Origin of the sequence: Mesorhizobium sp. CAU 1732, from assembly GCF_039888675.1 — a bacterium.
Lineage (GTDB): Bacteria > Pseudomonadota > Alphaproteobacteria > Rhizobiales > Rhizobiaceae > Aerobium.
The window spans coordinates 113,531-128,173 of sequence record NZ_JBDQQR010000004.1 but is presented as its reverse complement, the minus strand read 5'-3'; the positions used below and the strand labels follow the sequence as shown (position 1 = coordinate 128,173).

At 58.5% G+C, this 14,643-nt stretch carries 19 protein-coding genes and 1 pseudogene; 9 read left to right on the top strand and 11 right to left on the bottom strand.

The window, feature by feature from the left end; genetic code table 11:
* Positions 1-19: 19 nt before the first annotated feature.
* Complete coding sequence (locus tag AAFN55_RS24385; protein ID WP_347801599.1) at positions 20-958, bottom strand: ABC transporter substrate-binding protein; 939 nt, start codon at positions 956-958, stop codon at positions 20-22.
* 434 nt (positions 959-1,392) lie between these two features.
* On the opposite strand from AAFN55_RS24385, the gene AAFN55_RS24380 reads away from it, so the two are divergent.
* Positions 1,393-1,623: a helix-turn-helix domain-containing protein gene (locus AAFN55_RS24380; RefSeq protein ID WP_347801598.1), complete on the top strand. Its 231-nt coding sequence runs from the start codon at positions 1,393-1,395 to the stop codon at positions 1,621-1,623.
* Between the two features lie 286 nt (positions 1,624-1,909).
* Here the strand turns inward: AAFN55_RS24380 and AAFN55_RS24375 are convergent, their stop codons facing one another.
* Together AAFN55_RS24375 and AAFN55_RS24370 are read right to left on the bottom strand one after the other, a co-directional pair.
* A complete protein-coding gene (locus AAFN55_RS24375) occupies positions 1,910-3,151 on the bottom strand; it encodes a HipA domain-containing protein (protein ID WP_347801597.1) in 1,242 nt (413 codons plus the stop codon).
* Entirely contained in the window at positions 3,129-3,449 is a 321-nt protein-coding gene (locus AAFN55_RS24370; protein WP_347801596.1) for a helix-turn-helix transcriptional regulator, read from the bottom strand. Before AAFN55_RS24370 ends, AAFN55_RS24375 begins: the two co-directional genes overlap by 23 nt.
* An 862-nt stretch (positions 3,450-4,311) precedes the next feature.
* Between AAFN55_RS24370 and AAFN55_RS24365 the strand changes: the two genes are divergently transcribed.
* Positions 4,312-4,587 carry a hypothetical protein gene (locus AAFN55_RS24365; RefSeq protein ID WP_347801595.1) on the top strand — a complete coding sequence of 92 codons (276 nt, stop codon included), beginning with the start codon at positions 4,312-4,314 and terminating at the stop codon, positions 4,585-4,587.
* Positions 4,588-4,876: 289 nt separating this feature from the next.
* Positions 4,877-5,371: a PAS domain-containing protein gene (locus AAFN55_RS24360; protein WP_347801594.1), complete on the top strand. Its 495-nt coding sequence runs from the start codon at positions 4,877-4,879 to the stop codon at positions 5,369-5,371.
* Here AAFN55_RS24360 and AAFN55_RS24355 read toward each other — a convergent pair.
* Positions 5,368-5,622: a hypothetical protein gene (locus tag AAFN55_RS24355; RefSeq protein ID WP_347801593.1), complete on the bottom strand. Its 255-nt coding sequence runs from the start codon at positions 5,620-5,622 to the stop codon at positions 5,368-5,370. The two genes, AAFN55_RS24360 and AAFN55_RS24355, sit on opposite strands and share 4 nt — an antisense overlap.
* A 183-nt stretch (positions 5,623-5,805) precedes the next feature.
* On the opposite strand from AAFN55_RS24355, the gene AAFN55_RS24350 reads away from it, so the two are divergent.
* Together AAFN55_RS24350 and AAFN55_RS24345 are read left to right on the top strand one after the other, a co-directional pair.
* Positions 5,806-6,027 (top strand): hypothetical protein, encoded by a 222-nt coding sequence (locus AAFN55_RS24350; RefSeq protein WP_347801592.1) that lies wholly within the window; start codon positions 5,806-5,808, stop codon positions 6,025-6,027.
* Between the two features lie 7 nt (positions 6,028-6,034).
* Positions 6,035-6,238 carry a hypothetical protein gene (locus AAFN55_RS24345; protein ID WP_347801591.1) on the top strand — a complete coding sequence of 68 codons (204 nt, stop codon included), beginning with the start codon at positions 6,035-6,037 and terminating at the stop codon, positions 6,236-6,238.
* Positions 6,239-6,919: 681 nt separating this feature from the next.
* Here AAFN55_RS24345 and AAFN55_RS24340 read toward each other — a convergent pair.
* Positions 6,920-7,099 carry a hypothetical protein gene (locus AAFN55_RS24340; protein ID WP_347801590.1) on the bottom strand — a complete coding sequence of 60 codons (180 nt, stop codon included), beginning with the start codon at positions 7,097-7,099 and terminating at the stop codon, positions 6,920-6,922.
* Between the two features lie 694 nt (positions 7,100-7,793).
* On the opposite strand from AAFN55_RS24340, the gene AAFN55_RS24335 reads away from it, so the two are divergent.
* Positions 7,794-8,006 carry a hypothetical protein gene (locus AAFN55_RS24335; RefSeq protein WP_347801589.1) on the top strand — a complete coding sequence of 71 codons (213 nt, stop codon included), beginning with the start codon at positions 7,794-7,796 and terminating at the stop codon, positions 8,004-8,006.
* A gap of 18 nt (positions 8,007-8,024) precedes the next feature.
* Here the strand turns inward: AAFN55_RS24335 and AAFN55_RS24330 are convergent.
* From AAFN55_RS24330 to repC, 4 genes and pseudogenes are all read right to left on the bottom strand, one after another.
* A pseudogene (locus tag AAFN55_RS24330) lies at positions 8,025-9,187 on the bottom strand (IS3 family transposase).
* Positions 9,188-9,657: 470 nt separating this feature from the next.
* Positions 9,658-10,071 carry a type II toxin-antitoxin system VapC family toxin gene (locus AAFN55_RS24325; protein WP_347801588.1) on the bottom strand — a complete coding sequence of 138 codons (414 nt, stop codon included), beginning with the start codon at positions 10,069-10,071 and terminating at the stop codon, positions 9,658-9,660.
* Positions 10,068-10,316 carry a plasmid stabilization protein gene (locus AAFN55_RS24320; protein WP_347801587.1) on the bottom strand — a complete coding sequence of 83 codons (249 nt, stop codon included), beginning with the start codon at positions 10,314-10,316 and terminating at the stop codon, positions 10,068-10,070. Before AAFN55_RS24320 ends, AAFN55_RS24325 begins: the two co-directional genes overlap by 4 nt.
* Positions 10,317-10,456: 140 nt before the next feature.
* Positions 10,457-10,747, bottom strand: a complete 291-nt coding sequence (repC, locus tag AAFN55_RS24315; RefSeq protein WP_347801586.1) for a replication initiation protein RepC — start codon at positions 10,745-10,747, stop codon at positions 10,457-10,459.
* 505 nt (positions 10,748-11,252) lie between these two features.
* Between repC and AAFN55_RS24310 the strand changes: the two genes are divergently transcribed.
* From AAFN55_RS24310 to AAFN55_RS24300, 3 genes are all read left to right on the top strand, one after another.
* Positions 11,253-11,507 carry an antitoxin gene (locus AAFN55_RS24310; RefSeq protein WP_347801585.1) on the top strand — a complete coding sequence of 85 codons (255 nt, stop codon included), beginning with the start codon at positions 11,253-11,255 and terminating at the stop codon, positions 11,505-11,507.
* On the top strand, positions 11,504-11,905 hold the full coding sequence (locus AAFN55_RS24305; RefSeq protein WP_347801584.1) for a type II toxin-antitoxin system VapC family toxin: 402 nt from the start codon (positions 11,504-11,506) through the stop codon (positions 11,903-11,905). Before AAFN55_RS24310 ends, AAFN55_RS24305 begins: the two co-directional genes overlap by 4 nt.
* Before the next feature lie 554 nt (positions 11,906-12,459).
* A complete protein-coding gene (locus tag AAFN55_RS24300; RefSeq protein WP_347801583.1) occupies positions 12,460-12,762 on the top strand; it encodes an aldehyde dehydrogenase family protein in 303 nt (100 codons plus the stop codon).
* Positions 12,763-13,151: 389 nt separating this feature from the next.
* Here AAFN55_RS24300 and AAFN55_RS24295 read toward each other — a convergent pair whose 3' ends face one another.
* The gene (locus AAFN55_RS24295; protein WP_347801582.1) at positions 13,152-13,523 is read right to left on the bottom strand and encodes a RidA family protein; all 372 of its coding nucleotides are present in this window, start codon (positions 13,521-13,523) and stop codon (positions 13,152-13,154) included.
* 44 nt (positions 13,524-13,567) lie between these two features.
* Positions 13,568-14,632 (bottom strand): ABC transporter ATP-binding protein, encoded by a 1,065-nt coding sequence (locus tag AAFN55_RS24290; protein WP_347801581.1) that lies wholly within the window; start codon positions 14,630-14,632, stop codon positions 13,568-13,570.
* Positions 14,633-14,643 lie beyond the last annotated feature (11 nt).

The following is a 14,643-nucleotide window of genomic DNA, read 5'->3' as shown; positions in this document are numbered from 1 at the left end:
CGCAGAGATGCTGGATGCTTTACTGGAACACCGAAGGGATCAGGTCCGCGGCCTCGATGCTGCCGCCGATCAAACCCTGATCGCGCATCAGATCAACCCAGTAGCCGACGCCTTCTTCGGTAATCTCTGCATAATAACTGCCCCACCGCGCTGTCGCCACGACAGGCTCGGGAAGGTTGGTCCACTTGGCCAGGCTGCGCCGTGCTTCGTCCTCGTTCGCCTGGATGAATTCGTTCGCCTCGCTCAGCGCCTCGCGGAAGGCGGTTACCTTGTCGGGGTTGGCTTCCGCCCACTCGCGCAGCGAGACGAAGGCGACGATCGGAACACCATCTGGCATGGTCTCCACAAAGTCACCGAAAGTGTAGCCGATGCCTTCGTTGATCATGCGCGAGTAGAAGGGATCAACTGCCACCACGGCATCGACATTGCCGCTGTTCAGCAGGTTCTGCATCTGCGGGAAGGCCATTTCGACGAAGCGGACAGATGAATAGTCGGCACCGTTCTCTTCCATCCAACGCTGAACCATGACCTGATGATACGATTCCAGACCAACGACACCGATGGGCTTGCCTTCAAGGTCCCTGGGCGACTGGATGTCGCTGCCTTCTTTCGCGATCACGCCAACAGTCGGCGGACTGACACTCGGAAAGCCGGAAGCGCCGGCCACGATGGAAAGTTCAATGCCTGCCTGCGAAGCAGCAAGCACAGGGATGACCACCGTGTGACCGATGTCGGAGGATCCGGCGGCAAGCGCACTGATCATGACGCTGGGATTGGGTGCCGGCGCCAGTTCGACCTCAAGCCCGCGCTCCTCGAACATTCCCTGGTCAGCGGCGACATAGAGCGTTAGCCCATCCGTCGTCGGAACAAAGTTGATCCGGATCGGATCGGCATATGCGGAGGCGGCGCCAAAGGCGACGCCTGCACCGACAAGAAGTCCACGAAGCATGTAAGACATGGGTTCTCCTCCCCTAATATCAGGAACATGGATATAAGGGACCCTGCTGTTTGTCAAACGCCATCTGTTGGAGGTGGGCTGGGTGCGTCGTTAAAGGAATAGCCGAGCGAACTGAGATCACAAATTGAAGCGGTCAACCGCGATCGATGGTGATACCGTCGTGGCGTAGCACCTGTCCGGCACCTAGCACCGTCGTCGAAAGGCGGCGCAGTCAACCCCGCCCAAGTGGCCTCTACGGTATCCGTTTTTGCGACACCTGCCTCTGACATCTTTCGTCGCGCCGAATTGCGCTGCATGTATGTCCATGCGGAAGCGTGAGGTACCAGGCTCGGGCGCGTGAAACAAAGCCCCGGAGCGAACCTCGACAGACTACCGCATGATCAACGCAAGACGCGGCGTAACGGCCTTAGCCGTCGCGGCGGATGGAGGCGGTAGTGGCAGACAGCAAATATCTTACGACTGACGAAGTGGTTGAACGCTACCGCGGCGGTATTTCGGCTGGGACGCTTCGAAATTGGCGCGCCATGCGTCTTGGTCCGTCGTTCGTCAAAGTCGGCAAAGCGGTGCTCTATCCAGTGGACGAGCTTGATGCATGGGACGAAAAGAATAGGGTGCAGTGCAGTGCGTCCAAACAACTCACTGAACACATGGGTGATCGGGCGTGATTATCACGGTCGGGCACGAAAAACCGCTCCCGACGCGCGGCACTACCGTCTCCCATATTTCCGAATAATGGCGCAAAATCCGGCACTTGGAACTATCTCTGCGCGGTACCCTTCGGGAATTCGGACTCACGCATAGCCCCTACAGTCCGGAAGTTCAGCATTTTCAGGGGGGTTGGTACGACCGCTGCTCCGTCGTAGTGAGATGACGAATTGTCAGCTTTCTCGACCACCCAAAAACATTAGCCGCGGCAAGAAAGCCGCCATGTCCACCGAGGCCTTAAATCCGTCAAGCTATCAGGATCGGCATCATGGCCTTCACATGAGCGTCGATCCGCTCCAGCACGGTGAGCGGCACGACCTCCCGTTCGGGCAGAGTCCACCAATGGGCATCAATGCGCTTCACCGTCTCGGCGACGGCTTTCAGAACTGCCGGCTCGGGAAGCCGCGCCCGGCTGGCGAATGCCCTCCATCGTGCGGCTGTCAGCGCCTTGAACGACCGTTCGCCACCCAACGACAGCGCCAGACCATCGGCAGGAATGTAGGGGACGGTCGATAGCACGTCATAGATCGGCGCAAGGGCGGGCGTCTTCCCCTCCCCTGGGTAGATCAGCGACCAGTTTTTGAGGTGCATGTCGCCGTTGCCCATGACCACAGACAGGGTCAGCCGCCGGACGAATTCAAGAGCCGCAATTGGTGAGATCGCCACGTTCAGCACTGAAGCAATGTCGTGATAGGCCGCACCCTCATATTTGCGTGCGGGATAGATGCTGAACACCTGTGCAAAATCCTCAATATGGATCCGCTGCCCGCCTGTTTCGCGGTCGAAGCGACGAACCAGCAGAACCAGACCTTCGGCCAGGGGCTCGAATTCCTGGGGGATGCCCTCGAACTGGTCCGGGCTTACCAATTCCCGCTCGGGCACGTCCATGCCGATGGCCTCGGCAAGAGCGAGGTTCGCGAACTCGTTCTCCGACACGCCCGGAAAGGCCGTGGAAGGGAACTTGGCAATATATTGGCCTTCGTCATCGCCGAGCGGCAGGGTCAACCCGCCACCCTTACCGGTGTTCTTCATCACTGACAGCTTCATCTGAACGCCTGCCAGCGAGAAGCGCGCTTTTGGCTTGCCTTGGGGCGCAGCCGTCGTGGTAATCGGATCGCCGTTACTGGGCAGTACCCGCACCGCGCCTGGTAGATCTGCTCCAAGAGCAGCGAGCAGATCGAAATCATTCCCCGGACGGACATGACCGGCGTGGTGCTTTTCCATCGCCTCGCGCAGCTTATCCTCCGGCAGCAGATTGGCAAAGAACGCTGGCAACGCCCCCGCGACAGGACGCGGATCCTTGCGCAATCCACCCGTCGCCGCACGGAAGGACAGACTCAGAATCGGACAACCTCCTGTCACGCGATAATCTGGCTCGAAGCTGAAGGCGTTGAAGTCGCCCGGTGTCCTGACGATCGTGCCGACCTTCAGGCTGTTTAGGAACACGCCCAGCGATGGAATGGTCTCAGCGGTGCGAGCGGCTGTCATCGTCGCTCTCCGGTTGCGGAAGGAACGCCGGCCGATCGTCCTCGGCCTCAGGTCGCAACAGTGCCTCGATGGCAGGTACCATGGCCTGTGGGATCAACATCATCTCCAGCCCAAGCGCCCTTGCGACATTCACCAATGTTGTGGCGCGCGCCGCTGCCACTCCTGTTTCGATGTCGCGGTAGCGTGGACGCGATATGCCTGCCAGATCGGCGACCTCTTCCTGAGTCAGCCGCGCCGCCAACCGCGCCCGCCGAAAATGGCCGCCAATCATCCGCGGAGTTTCTGCCTGCGCCTCCATAACATACCCTTACGGATCATTTCGAGCGAATTGATCCGGATGCATATCACGACCTACGACATATAGCAAGAAAATGATCCTCAAATAGATCATTGATGCCGACAGAGATCTGTTTGGGGGTCATTCGCCGCGACGGTCTCTACAACTGTCCTGTACCGCCCTTTACGAACTGAACTCTTAGAACCGACGCGACCGGGTCGTTCGTGGAAACGCACAGTGTGTTCTGATCGTCCCTCCCCAGTCGCAACGTCCGAAATGAGAACGGGCGTGCCGGTTCTGCCGCGCTGGCACGCCCGCGAGCTCATGCCGAACAAGCAATCCCACATGCGGCTGGGCCAAATGGCGGCCAGCCTGTCGTGGGGCTTCCGAGTCACACGCGTCTGCAGTTCGAGCCACGATCCTTACTGGACGGCACATCTGCCATCGAGGCGATGATCCGGCCCGAGAACATTCACATCTCGAATCCAAGCGAGCAGCGTATGAAGGTAACTGCGGGAGAGATCACGTTCCCCGAGAAGTTAGGCCAACTCGCCGCTGGAGCATGAAATCGTTCGCAAGAGGATGCTGCCGCGAAGTGCTGGTATGATGGCCGCCATACATCGTCGCAGAACAGGTGCTTGATGAAGACGACCTTATAAGTTGCGTTTTTGTTCGCTAGTGGTAGGTCAGAGTAAAGGGACGATGTTGGATTTGCTCCGCGATATGACGAAGGGACGCTTCGTGCCTTTTCGCGGTTGGCCAACTGCTTGGTTCTGAGGCGAGCATAAGGACGACGACGACGACGCTGGATCATCCGGACAGAGACGCTGCGATCGATGAGGCGCTGACGCCGACCTATGACGCGCTCGTGTTGCAGCTGAGAATGAATGGATGGAAGACTGAAGACGTCGCGCTCGGCCTGGAGAGGCTTGCTCAAGCGCATATAGCCTCGTTCGATGCAAACAGCGGCACGGTCGATCACATCACTTTGGCACGGCTCGAAGCGGACACTGCCCCATTCCCGCATGACGCAAAATTAGACTACAGCCCTGCACCCGTGGAGCCCACGATCATCGTCCAGTCCGCTGCCGCTTGGGCGGTTGCAGGCGCGGCGATGACCATTGCCGCGATTCTTGCGGCGCTCCTCGCGACATCCTAAGTGGTTTCACGCTGATTTCACGGGTGCCGTCGTTAGATCGGGCAATGATTCTACGCTCGCCGAGTCTAGAAGAGATGAACCATTGCGCCTAAGTATAACTTCTGGTTCAGCCAAATAAATTCACATAATATATTTTCTGCCGCTTATCTTTTGAAAAATATAGAGATATAATTGATATGGCGCCATAATAAATAACTATTCTATTCTGGATTTTACCAAAAAACCGCCGATTGCGCCTTTACTAATATTCATATGATTTTATGCTCCCCTCAGTGGCGGGGAATTTGAAATGGCATACAGACTCGGAAATGGTCGAACACCAATTGGCCTGTGGATGTGGGCTGTCGAGCAGGATACCGTTTACGGCGATGCTACATTGGCCCGGTATTTTGGGCTTGAGCCACAAGTCGTGGCGGACGGCATATCGATCAACGCATACCTATCTGCGATACATCCCGGCGACTATGCGCGCGCCAAGGATGCGATCAACGTGGCGGCATCAACTGGCGGCAGGTTTCATGAGCACTACAGGGTGCGAACCAGCGGGAATGAATGGCGCGAGATCGTTGCCTCCGGCCACTGCTTCAAAGCGCCAGGTGGCAAGCCGCTCTATTTTCCTGGCTGGATTGTAGATCTGAACGAGATCAGCGACGGCCGAAGTGAAAAGCTTAATCAGATGCGCCTCCTGGTGAAAAAGGCACGAAGCTGGGCCACTGACCCTGCGCAAGGATATGTGCTCGACGACGTCGTTGCCGAACTGGACACCGTCATCCGCAATAACTAGGTGGCTCGCTGGTTGCGCTCTAGTTCGGCTAAAACCATTTTCGCAAACAACGGGTCTTCTGCGGACTTCAAAAGCTGCCGTGCGCGCTCCACAGCGCCCGCACCGTAGCACTCCACAAGTGTAGCAGATGCGCGTTTAACGGCTTCTCGAATCATCGCGGGCTCGTGTCCGCGTCCATCCAGACCGTCGGAAACATCGTCGAGAGATTTCATGATGATCCTGAGAGGAATGGACTTCGTCTGCTCGTCCATCCTGCTGCTTCTCCACCGATCTCGCCGATTCTCACCGGGCGCAATGTGCCAGCGATTGAGAAAAAGGACAAGAAGCGATGAATACAACTCGTTGCATCATATTCGATGTAACGATGCGTTAACCATTTTTAACTCTTCTTTGCAATCATCGGACTAGGCAACAGAGATTGGGTGGGGCTTCCAATGTCAACGCAGATTCAAAAACAACAGCCGAAGAAGGTCGTTCTCACGGCCGCGGAAGAGCTGACCTATTCGGCAGAAATTTTAAATGAGCTTCTTCAGATGGCTCAGGCGCGACGTGACTCGATCAGGGCTTACTTTCTCGAGATGGCTTACATCGAAACCTGCGACCAATTGAGAAGAGTGCACGCGAGTTCGAAACGGCGTGGACATCTGGCGGCATGAGCCTTCAATGTTAGACGACGACGTCGAGGAACGGCGAGCCCGTGAGGATGCGGTGCGTCTTCGCATCGAGGTCAATCGTGCACTGATGGACGACGATTACGAGCGCTGCCTCATGCTGATCGCCGACTTGATGGCAAAGTCGAGCGTGCTGCTCTCCGAGGCGACAAGGGCTCGGCTCTTGAAGGCGTTTGAGCAAGATCGAGTTCATTAGCCGGCGTCGATAACGTTCTGTTGAGGTGTGTCGGTGTTAGCCACCAAGGATTTTCAAATCATCGAGCAAGGTATTGCTCCGCCCACATCGACAAGCGTGGCTTTCGGCCGCGGCAACACGTTGCAAGTTTTTGACGAGCAAGCTTTGGAGGCGAAGAGATCAGCTTTCCAGGGCGTGTTAGCCAGTGAACCGTCAGCATCTTTCCTGCTGGTTCATGAAGCGGACACTTACTACTGCGTCCGAATGCCCCGAACGTCGCCTGGTTCGCCGAGCAGTTCATGATCAGGACGAGACAAAAAAAGGCTATCCACTTGGAAGATCAATTGACCGACCGCTTGATCGTGGTGGCGGAGCAACTCGGGCACAGGAACAGCGACACGGTGAGCCGGACCTACGGGGCATCTCGCACCGGAGGTGCGGTTGGCGGCGGCCCGCAGATATTTGGCGCCGTTAATCACTCCGATCTGACAAAATGGCCACGGCGATCAGTGGTCATACTTTAATCTACCGCGCCGGCCCAGATCACCAACGAACGGCCAACAAAAAATTGGGACACCATACCGAGGGTAATCGCGTGATGCGGTTGCTGTGTCCGGAACATCGAGAGGCAGAATGGCATCCTGCCTCTCGATGGGGCGGCGTCGGCACCTCCCCGGTTGGGGAGAGAGCCTAACGCATTCCTCAACCCGTTGCTGCCAATAAGGCAAAGAGCGTTGTCGCAGCGAGCAACGCGATCTGCGTGAGCCGATCGACAGCGACGCGACGTGACACGCTGTTTCCACCGGCTGCTAGCCAAGCGCCCATTGCTGCTGTTCCCACCGTGACGGCGAAGGCGATGATGACGGCGACTTCCAAAGACATTCGAACCTCCTGCGTTTCATCACGATTATCGATGAGGTTCAGGAGGGGTGAATAAAAAAGGACGAAATATTTTGGCGCGTGGGCGGTCGCCAGATGCACTCGCCCGCTGGCGGGCTGCAGCGTGCTGGCCCGTCCTAGAGGCGCCCGTGCGCCATACCATGTCGTGGGATATGTCTATCTGCTCGAATCAAAGTTCGGCCGCGACCAACACGCCGGCTAAAGCTCACAATTCTGTGACGATGCGAACTGCATCGCGGACGCCGAGTATAGCAAGGATTCGCTCCAGATAGAGGCTGAGGCCGGGATAGGCTAGATCGGACCTTCGAACAGCCGGTCGTACGATCCCTTGATATGCGCATGCATGGCGTCGCGCGCGGAATTCCCCATGTTCAAACCTATCGCTCGCCACCAGACGAGTTGCCGCACGGTCTGCGGGACTATTGCGCGTCTGGAATCGGTTTGCGCAGCCTATTTGACGGTGTTTCCGGTCCTGAGATCAGTCGTCGGAGTCGAATTCGGCATCGCTTTCGAACTCGATTTTTGCAGAGGCACATAATGCAGATGCGTCGCGTGTGCTGCGCGCGACCCTGCTTCACTCGGGCCAATTCCAAAGCCGAATATGGCTCGGAAATGTTTTCATTTTCCTGTTGTCGCAGCAAAAGCCACTATAACGCGAACAACAGGGAGTGAAGTCATGGATCAGGCCACAGCTCTTTGGGGAGGGCGCTTCAGATCCGCACCCGACCCCACGCTCACCCGCTATTCGCGCTCGGATGCAAGCCACCTTCGTCTCGTCAAATTCGACGTTGCCGGCTCGCGCGCCCATGCACGTGAACTCGTCCGGGCGGAAATTCTCGACGAAAGCGAATGCCATAAGGTCATAGCGATGCTTGGTCTGACCCCATAAGGTGGTCCGGTTTCAGTCTTAATGCATGACGGGTTTAACAGCCATCTGGACGGCCGATGATGGAGTTGATCCCCCGTGTGGTGCAGGCCAGAGAATGGCCTCCGGTGCCGGTGGTTTGTATCCGAGCGACGAGTGTGGCCGCTCGGTGTTATAGTATCGCCGCCATGCCTCGATGATGACCTTCGCCTCGGCCAGGCTGTAGAAGATCTCACCATTGAGCAGTTCGTCGCGCAGCTTCGAGTTAAAGCTCTCGCAGTAGCCGTTCTCCCAAGGGCTTCCCGGTTCGATGAACGCAGTCTTTGCGCCGACAGCTACGATCCATTCGCGCACTGCTTTTGCAACGAACTCGGGACCAATATCCGATCGAACATGGCCGGGCACACCACGCAGGATGAACAGGTCCGACAGGGCGTCGATGACGTCGGTCGAGTTGAGCTTGCGATCGATGCGGATTGCCAGGCATTCCCGGGTGAACTCGTCGATGATGTTGAGCATGCGGAACTTCCTGCCATTGTGCGTTCGGCCCTCGACGAAGTCATAGGACCAGACATGGTGCTCAGGTCGAAGCCGGACGCACGATCCGTCATTCAGCCAGAGGCGGCCCTTCTTCGGTTGCTTCTGGGGAACCTTCAGCCCCTCCCGCCGCCAGATACGCTCGACGCGCTTGGCGTTCACCGTCTAGCCCTCGGACCGCAGCATCGCCGCGATCCGACGATAGCCATAGCGGCCATAGCGTGAGGCAAGACGGATGATATCAACGGTCAACGCTTCTTCATCCGGCCTGCCTGTGCGCTTCTTGCGCTGGGTCGAGCGATGCTGGCCGAGCACCTTGCAGGCAAAGCGCTCCGAGACGGAGAACTTCGCCATGACATGGTCGATGCAACGGCGGCGGCGGGCGGGGCTTAGTAGTTTCCCGAGGCGGCCTCTTTCAGGATCAGCTTCTCGAGCGTCAGGTCCGACACCGCCTTGCGCAATCGGTCGTTCTCTTTCTCGAGCTCCTTGAGGCGCTTCACCTGGTCGCCCTTCAGGCCACCAAATTCCTTTCGCCACCGGTAATACGTGAACTGCGTCACGCTGATCGAGCGAACCGCTTCGCCAACTGATCGGCCTTGCGACAACAGCACGTCGACCTGGCGCAGCTTCGCGACGATCTCTTCGGGCCTGTGCTTCTTCTGGGGCATTCCAACGTCCTCTCCAACGGCTCAACAGCCCACTTCAGGGAGGACCACTTTTCAGGGGGCAGACCAGTCGTCGCCGAGCGGCTCCTGGTGGCGGGAGGAAGATTTCTGGCGATGAATCATTACGGCGCTTTTGGCAATCGTTCCGCGCAAAAACCGCCGCGCCTGTCGAGCAGCCACAACGTCCGATAATTGCATTATCGGGCGCGCTTTCGGCAGGCTTTCAAACTACGCAAAATCCTCCGGAAACCACGTCCAAATCGGCGACACGGCCAATGGCAACCAAGACGGTAATCTGACGGACATCATCGCTCGCGTGGGCTTCCTCGCCGACGCCAGCACGCCTGGAAACCCTCTTCGAAACCGCATTCCGCCGAGCTGACCCGAAATATCAGCGGCATCGTGGTCGCATCGAGGTCTAGGAAAAGCCCTCCCCTGCCCTGACACTTGCCCTCCTGGGCGCCCTCGGCGCGTCAGAAATCCCACGGAGATATCAGATCAAGGCCTACTGTCGTGAAGTCTGAAAGGTTACGGGTAGCCAGGCGCCCACCGTTGACGCGAGCGATCGCTGCTATCATGCCGTCAGGGGCAGACATTGCGCGGCCTCGGCGAATGGCAGTCCCCATGATCTCCCCATAACCTAACGCCGCTTCTTCGGTTAACCCAAAGATCCGGCCGGCAAAACGGCGACGCCAATCCGAAAGCCCCTGTTCGAGGCGTTCGGCACGCTGATCGGGTCGTATCTTCTGGATGCCAAAGGCAATTTCAGCGATTGCCACCGTCGGCAGGGCAATCTCGGCATCATGCCGCACCAGCCAAGCCAGCACCGCTTCGTGGGGAGCTCTTTTCAGCGTCTCGGAAATCACGTTGGTATCGAGAAAGATCAAAGATCGACGCCCTCATGAGGACGACGATGCTCGCGAATAACCGCGTCGAGATCTAGGTCTGTGCCGGAGTGGGCCACCAGTCGGGTATAGAACGTGGATGCCGGCTCGCGACCCGCTTCGCGAACCTCATAGGATTCGAGCGCTCGCTCGACAATATCGGCGATCGAACGGTTCTCGCGCCGGGCCAGCCGGTGAGCGAGATCACGCGCCTTGGAGCTTCGGACAGAGAGTTGTGGTTCGGCCATGGGACATCTCCTTCTCCCTTCAAATATAGACTTTACGTTCCAAGCCATCAAGATGGCTATTGATGGCTTCGTGTATTCGGCTCCGATCGACTGTAGAACGAAGCGGCTCGGGCATGCAGTCATGAGCAGATGCGATCAGATCATTCAGGAGCACGGGTCTGGCGCTTATCGAGACTGCGCCGCAGGGTATCGCTGATCTCAAGCCGCCGCCCGGTGCGCACGACCTTCCCAGCCGCTTCAAGATCCATAGCGCCCTCCCCTGCTCCACCTCCGGCAGCCTTCGAGGCATCGAGTTTCACACGCAGCAGCGCCATGACCATCGGCCACACCGAGAACTTCCCGGTTTTAGCCTTGTCGGTCAGATTGCGCAGATAACCACCGGCGCTTTTGATCTGATCGACCCTCTGGTAAATCGCGGCAATCGTGATCACGGCGCGGGTTTCGCCCAGAGCGATGCGCGCTTCCTCTCAGGCGCTGGGGTGACTCCCAATGTCAGCCGGGCCACTTCCGCCGCCGCCAAGAAATCCCGCCATTGCCGGATTTCGCCGCCGCCATCTTTCACCAGCCAGGCCATGTTCGGGCACACGCGCATTTATGAAGAAGAAACCCTCCGCCCTAGCCGAGGGTTGCGACCATCAGAACTTGCCGACCACGTTCAGGAAGACGCCCTCGTCATCAAGCGTCAGGTCGCGCAGGTCGTCCGAGAGACGCCAAGCTTGAAGTTGTCACCGGCATGACGGTAGGCAGCGACCAGGGCGCCATAGTCCGTCGTGTCAGCTTCGGGCATGGGAACAGAAGAGCGCCCTCATAAACAACTACTTCTCGTCGGGCCATCTCTACGCCGACGCCGACCGTGAAACGTCAATCAGCTGCCACGCTGCGTCACTGACCATTTTGGCATATACAAGCATATACACTTGATGAGAGTAACCAACCATGGCCCAGCCACAGCAACCAACTACCAAGGAAGTTCGCCTCTTTCGTAACAACCGAAGCCAAGCCGTCCGCATCCCGGTCGAGTTCGAACTTCCAGGCGAGCGAGCGTTGATCAGTCGAGAGGGCGACAAGCTCATTATCGAACCGGTCCCCCAGAGTACCGGGCTGCTGGAATTGCTTGCCAAGTGGAGCCCGCTCGATGAGAACTTTCTGGAGATCGAGGACAAGCCGGCCGAGCCGGAGGAGATCTTTTGAAGCGTTATCTGCTCGACACGAACATTATCAGCGATATGGTGCGCAATCCTGCAGGCCAAGCGATGCAACGACTGCAAATAGTTGGCGATGAAAACGTCTGCACCAGCATCATCGTAGCGTCCGAACTGCGATATGGTTGTGCCAAGAAAGGCTCTGCCAAGCTTCAGGAGCGCGTAGAAGAAGTGCTTGCAGTCATTCCGGTGCTTCCGCTCGAAGCTGCGGCCGACATAAAGTATGGTGCTATCCGTGCCGAGCTCGAAAGAATGGGGAAACCTATCGGCCACAACGATCTATTGATCGCCGCGCATGCGTGCGTGCTTAGCACAACTCTGGTGACCGCCAATGTTGGAGAATTCAACCGCATCGACACATTAGACGTGGAGAACTGGCTGGTGTGACGTTCATCCCACCAAACAAGGCCCCGTCGTCATGCAGTGATCGGCGCCGCAACTCGATAACCTCCGGGGCTCTCGTTTTAACAGCACGGACGCGCGGCCAGTCGAGGTCTGCAGACAGCGCTTCGGACTCAGCATGGCCCAGTATTATCAAGCCGTCCTTTAATGCCGGGCCCCGCGAAGGTGTGTTCTTCAAGCCACTTGTAGGCCATCACCATGCCCCTGCCCTCTCAGTAAATCAGCTTCAACGACGAAGTCCGTCCGGTGAATGGATCCTTGCGCGGTTCATTCTTCACCAGCGCTGCCAACCCGTCATGACCTTTGCGAAGTCCACCGGCTTAGTTGCGACATGATCCGCACTCGGTCGACGGAAAGATTATGCCGACATCGCTAACGCACGTGGACCCGTCGAAGTACTTGAGATCCGAGACCATCACCTCGTCCCACAGCCCACGCGGCCTGGATCGAACGCGCGGCGAAAAGTCGGATCCGACGTCGCTTGCCGGCAGGAGGTTGATGGCCGGCGTGCGCAATCACGCTTACCTGCGCCCCCGTAAATGGCCGCCTCTGGCCATCGCCGATCTCCGGCCGTCGTGGTCGTCATTCATGAAGCAAGCAGCTTCGAACTCGCTGCCCACCGGAAATCGACATCGAACTCTCCCGCCAGAACGGAGAGACGCTTGTCCAGGGTCCACAGTTTTGCATCCGGCGTCAGCAATGTTGACGCCAGCAACAGCACGGCGGCGACACCCGACCTGCCCTTTGGTGGTTACAAGCAGTCCGGCAATGGCAGCGAGTTCGGAATCTACGGCCTGGAGGAATTTCTAGAAGTGAAAGCAGTGATCGGCGTCACCGACTAGCTGTTCTCACGATCGCAGGCAGTGATTGCCTCCACCTTCGGGTTCCAGCATCGAGAGCGGGTGCCGTGGAAGCAGGAATGAACTCGATTTCTCCTTTGTCTAAGGAGGCTCAGTACGCGAGAGACTGGTCAGCGTGCGATGCGGCTTGTGCTACCTGCCGGTTATCGACGTCATCGTGTCTCCACACGCTACCGCTTTGGAGAGCGTGATCACGCTGGAGTTCCGGCTGGACAGCCTGCGAACGCAGCCGAGCGTGTGCTCAAGACCTGCTGCTTGAGCTTCAAGACGAGGAGCGGTGGTGGTGCACGTAGGCTGCCGCTGGAGCGCCGATGCTTCCCGGCCCGTGCCGGACGCTTGCCGAGATCAGTCTATCAGGGCGGCTTATCCTGTCAGTTCGTCGCGCAGACCATGATCATCTCGACCTTCATGTAGGGGCTGGCGAGCGCGCCGCTGAAGCACGCGCGCGCGGGTGGGGCGATGCCGGCGACCCACTCATCCCACACGGCGTTCATCTCGCCGTAGTTCGCCATATCGGGCAGGATGATCGCGACGAACAGCAGCCTGTCCTTGCCGCTGCCGATCTCGGCGAGGCGCAGGTCAGCCTTGTCGAGAAGCTGACGCGCCTGATCGGCAGCACTCAGCGAGCCGTCATACGGAGCCTGTGGCGTGACGGCAAAATAGCCAGTGCCGTTGTGGGTGACGGCAGAACTGCCGCGCTTGCCGATGCCGAAGCGCTCGATCAGGTCGGTGACGGTGTTCATGGTTATTTCTCCTCGATCGGTGACGGGGGTGTTCGCGCGCGCTGTCACTTCGCTATCTGATACATCGATTCAGGCTTCCAGCTGATGCAGCAATCTTCGGCTTCCTTGATGATGACGACATCGGCGCCGAGCACACGGACGCGCATGGGCTGGGTGCCGACACGGCCGATGACGAGGGCGTTGTCGCCGTAGTTGACAATGGTCTCGACCTTCATGCGCGCATTGTGGCGGCCTTCGATCGGATTGCGTGACAGGCGGATGTGCTCGGGGCGGATCATCAGTGTGACTGGCTTGCCCTTTTCGACCGCGTGCTCCGACTGTGCGTATTCGACCTCACCGAGGTGCTCGCTGCTCGCCTTGCGGGCGGCGGGGTCGGTGACGGCGGCGTCGATGAGATTGCTCTCGCCGATGAAGCCAGCAACGAAGCGGGTCTCGGGCTTGTGGTAGATGTCGAGCGGGGTCGCGACCTGCTGGATGCGGCCCTTCTCGAACACCACGATGCGGTCGGACATCGACATCGCCTCGGTCTGGTCGTGGGTGACGAAGATCGTCGTCACACCCAGCGCGCGCTGGATGCGCTTGATCTCGATCTGCATCTGCTCGCGCAGGTTCTTGTCGAGCGCGCCGAGCGGTTCGTCGAGAAGCAGAAGAGACGGCTCGAAGACGAGCGCGCGCGCCAGCGCCACCCGCTGCTGCTGACCGCCCGAAAGCTCCTTCGGATAGCGATGGCCGAAGTCCTTGAGGCCGACCAGTTCCAGCATCTCCTCGCCCTTCTTCAGGCCAGGTCCGCGCTTGGTGCCGCGCATCTGGAGCGGGAACCAGACGTTTTCCGCCGCCGTCTTGTGCGGGAACAGGCCGTAATTCTGGAAGACGATGCCGATGTTGCGCTGGTGCGGCGCGAGGCCATGCAACGAGCGGCCTTCGATGTCGACCGTGCCGGCGGTGGCCTTCTCGAAGCCGGCGATGATCATCAGCGTCGTGGTCTTGCCCGATCCGGAGGGGCCGAGGAAGGTGACGAACTCGCCCTTGCCGATACCGAGGTTCACTTCCTCCAGCGCGAAGAACTGGCCGTAGGTCTTGGTTATTCCGTTGAGTACGAGGTAGCTCATGGGTTTTCCCG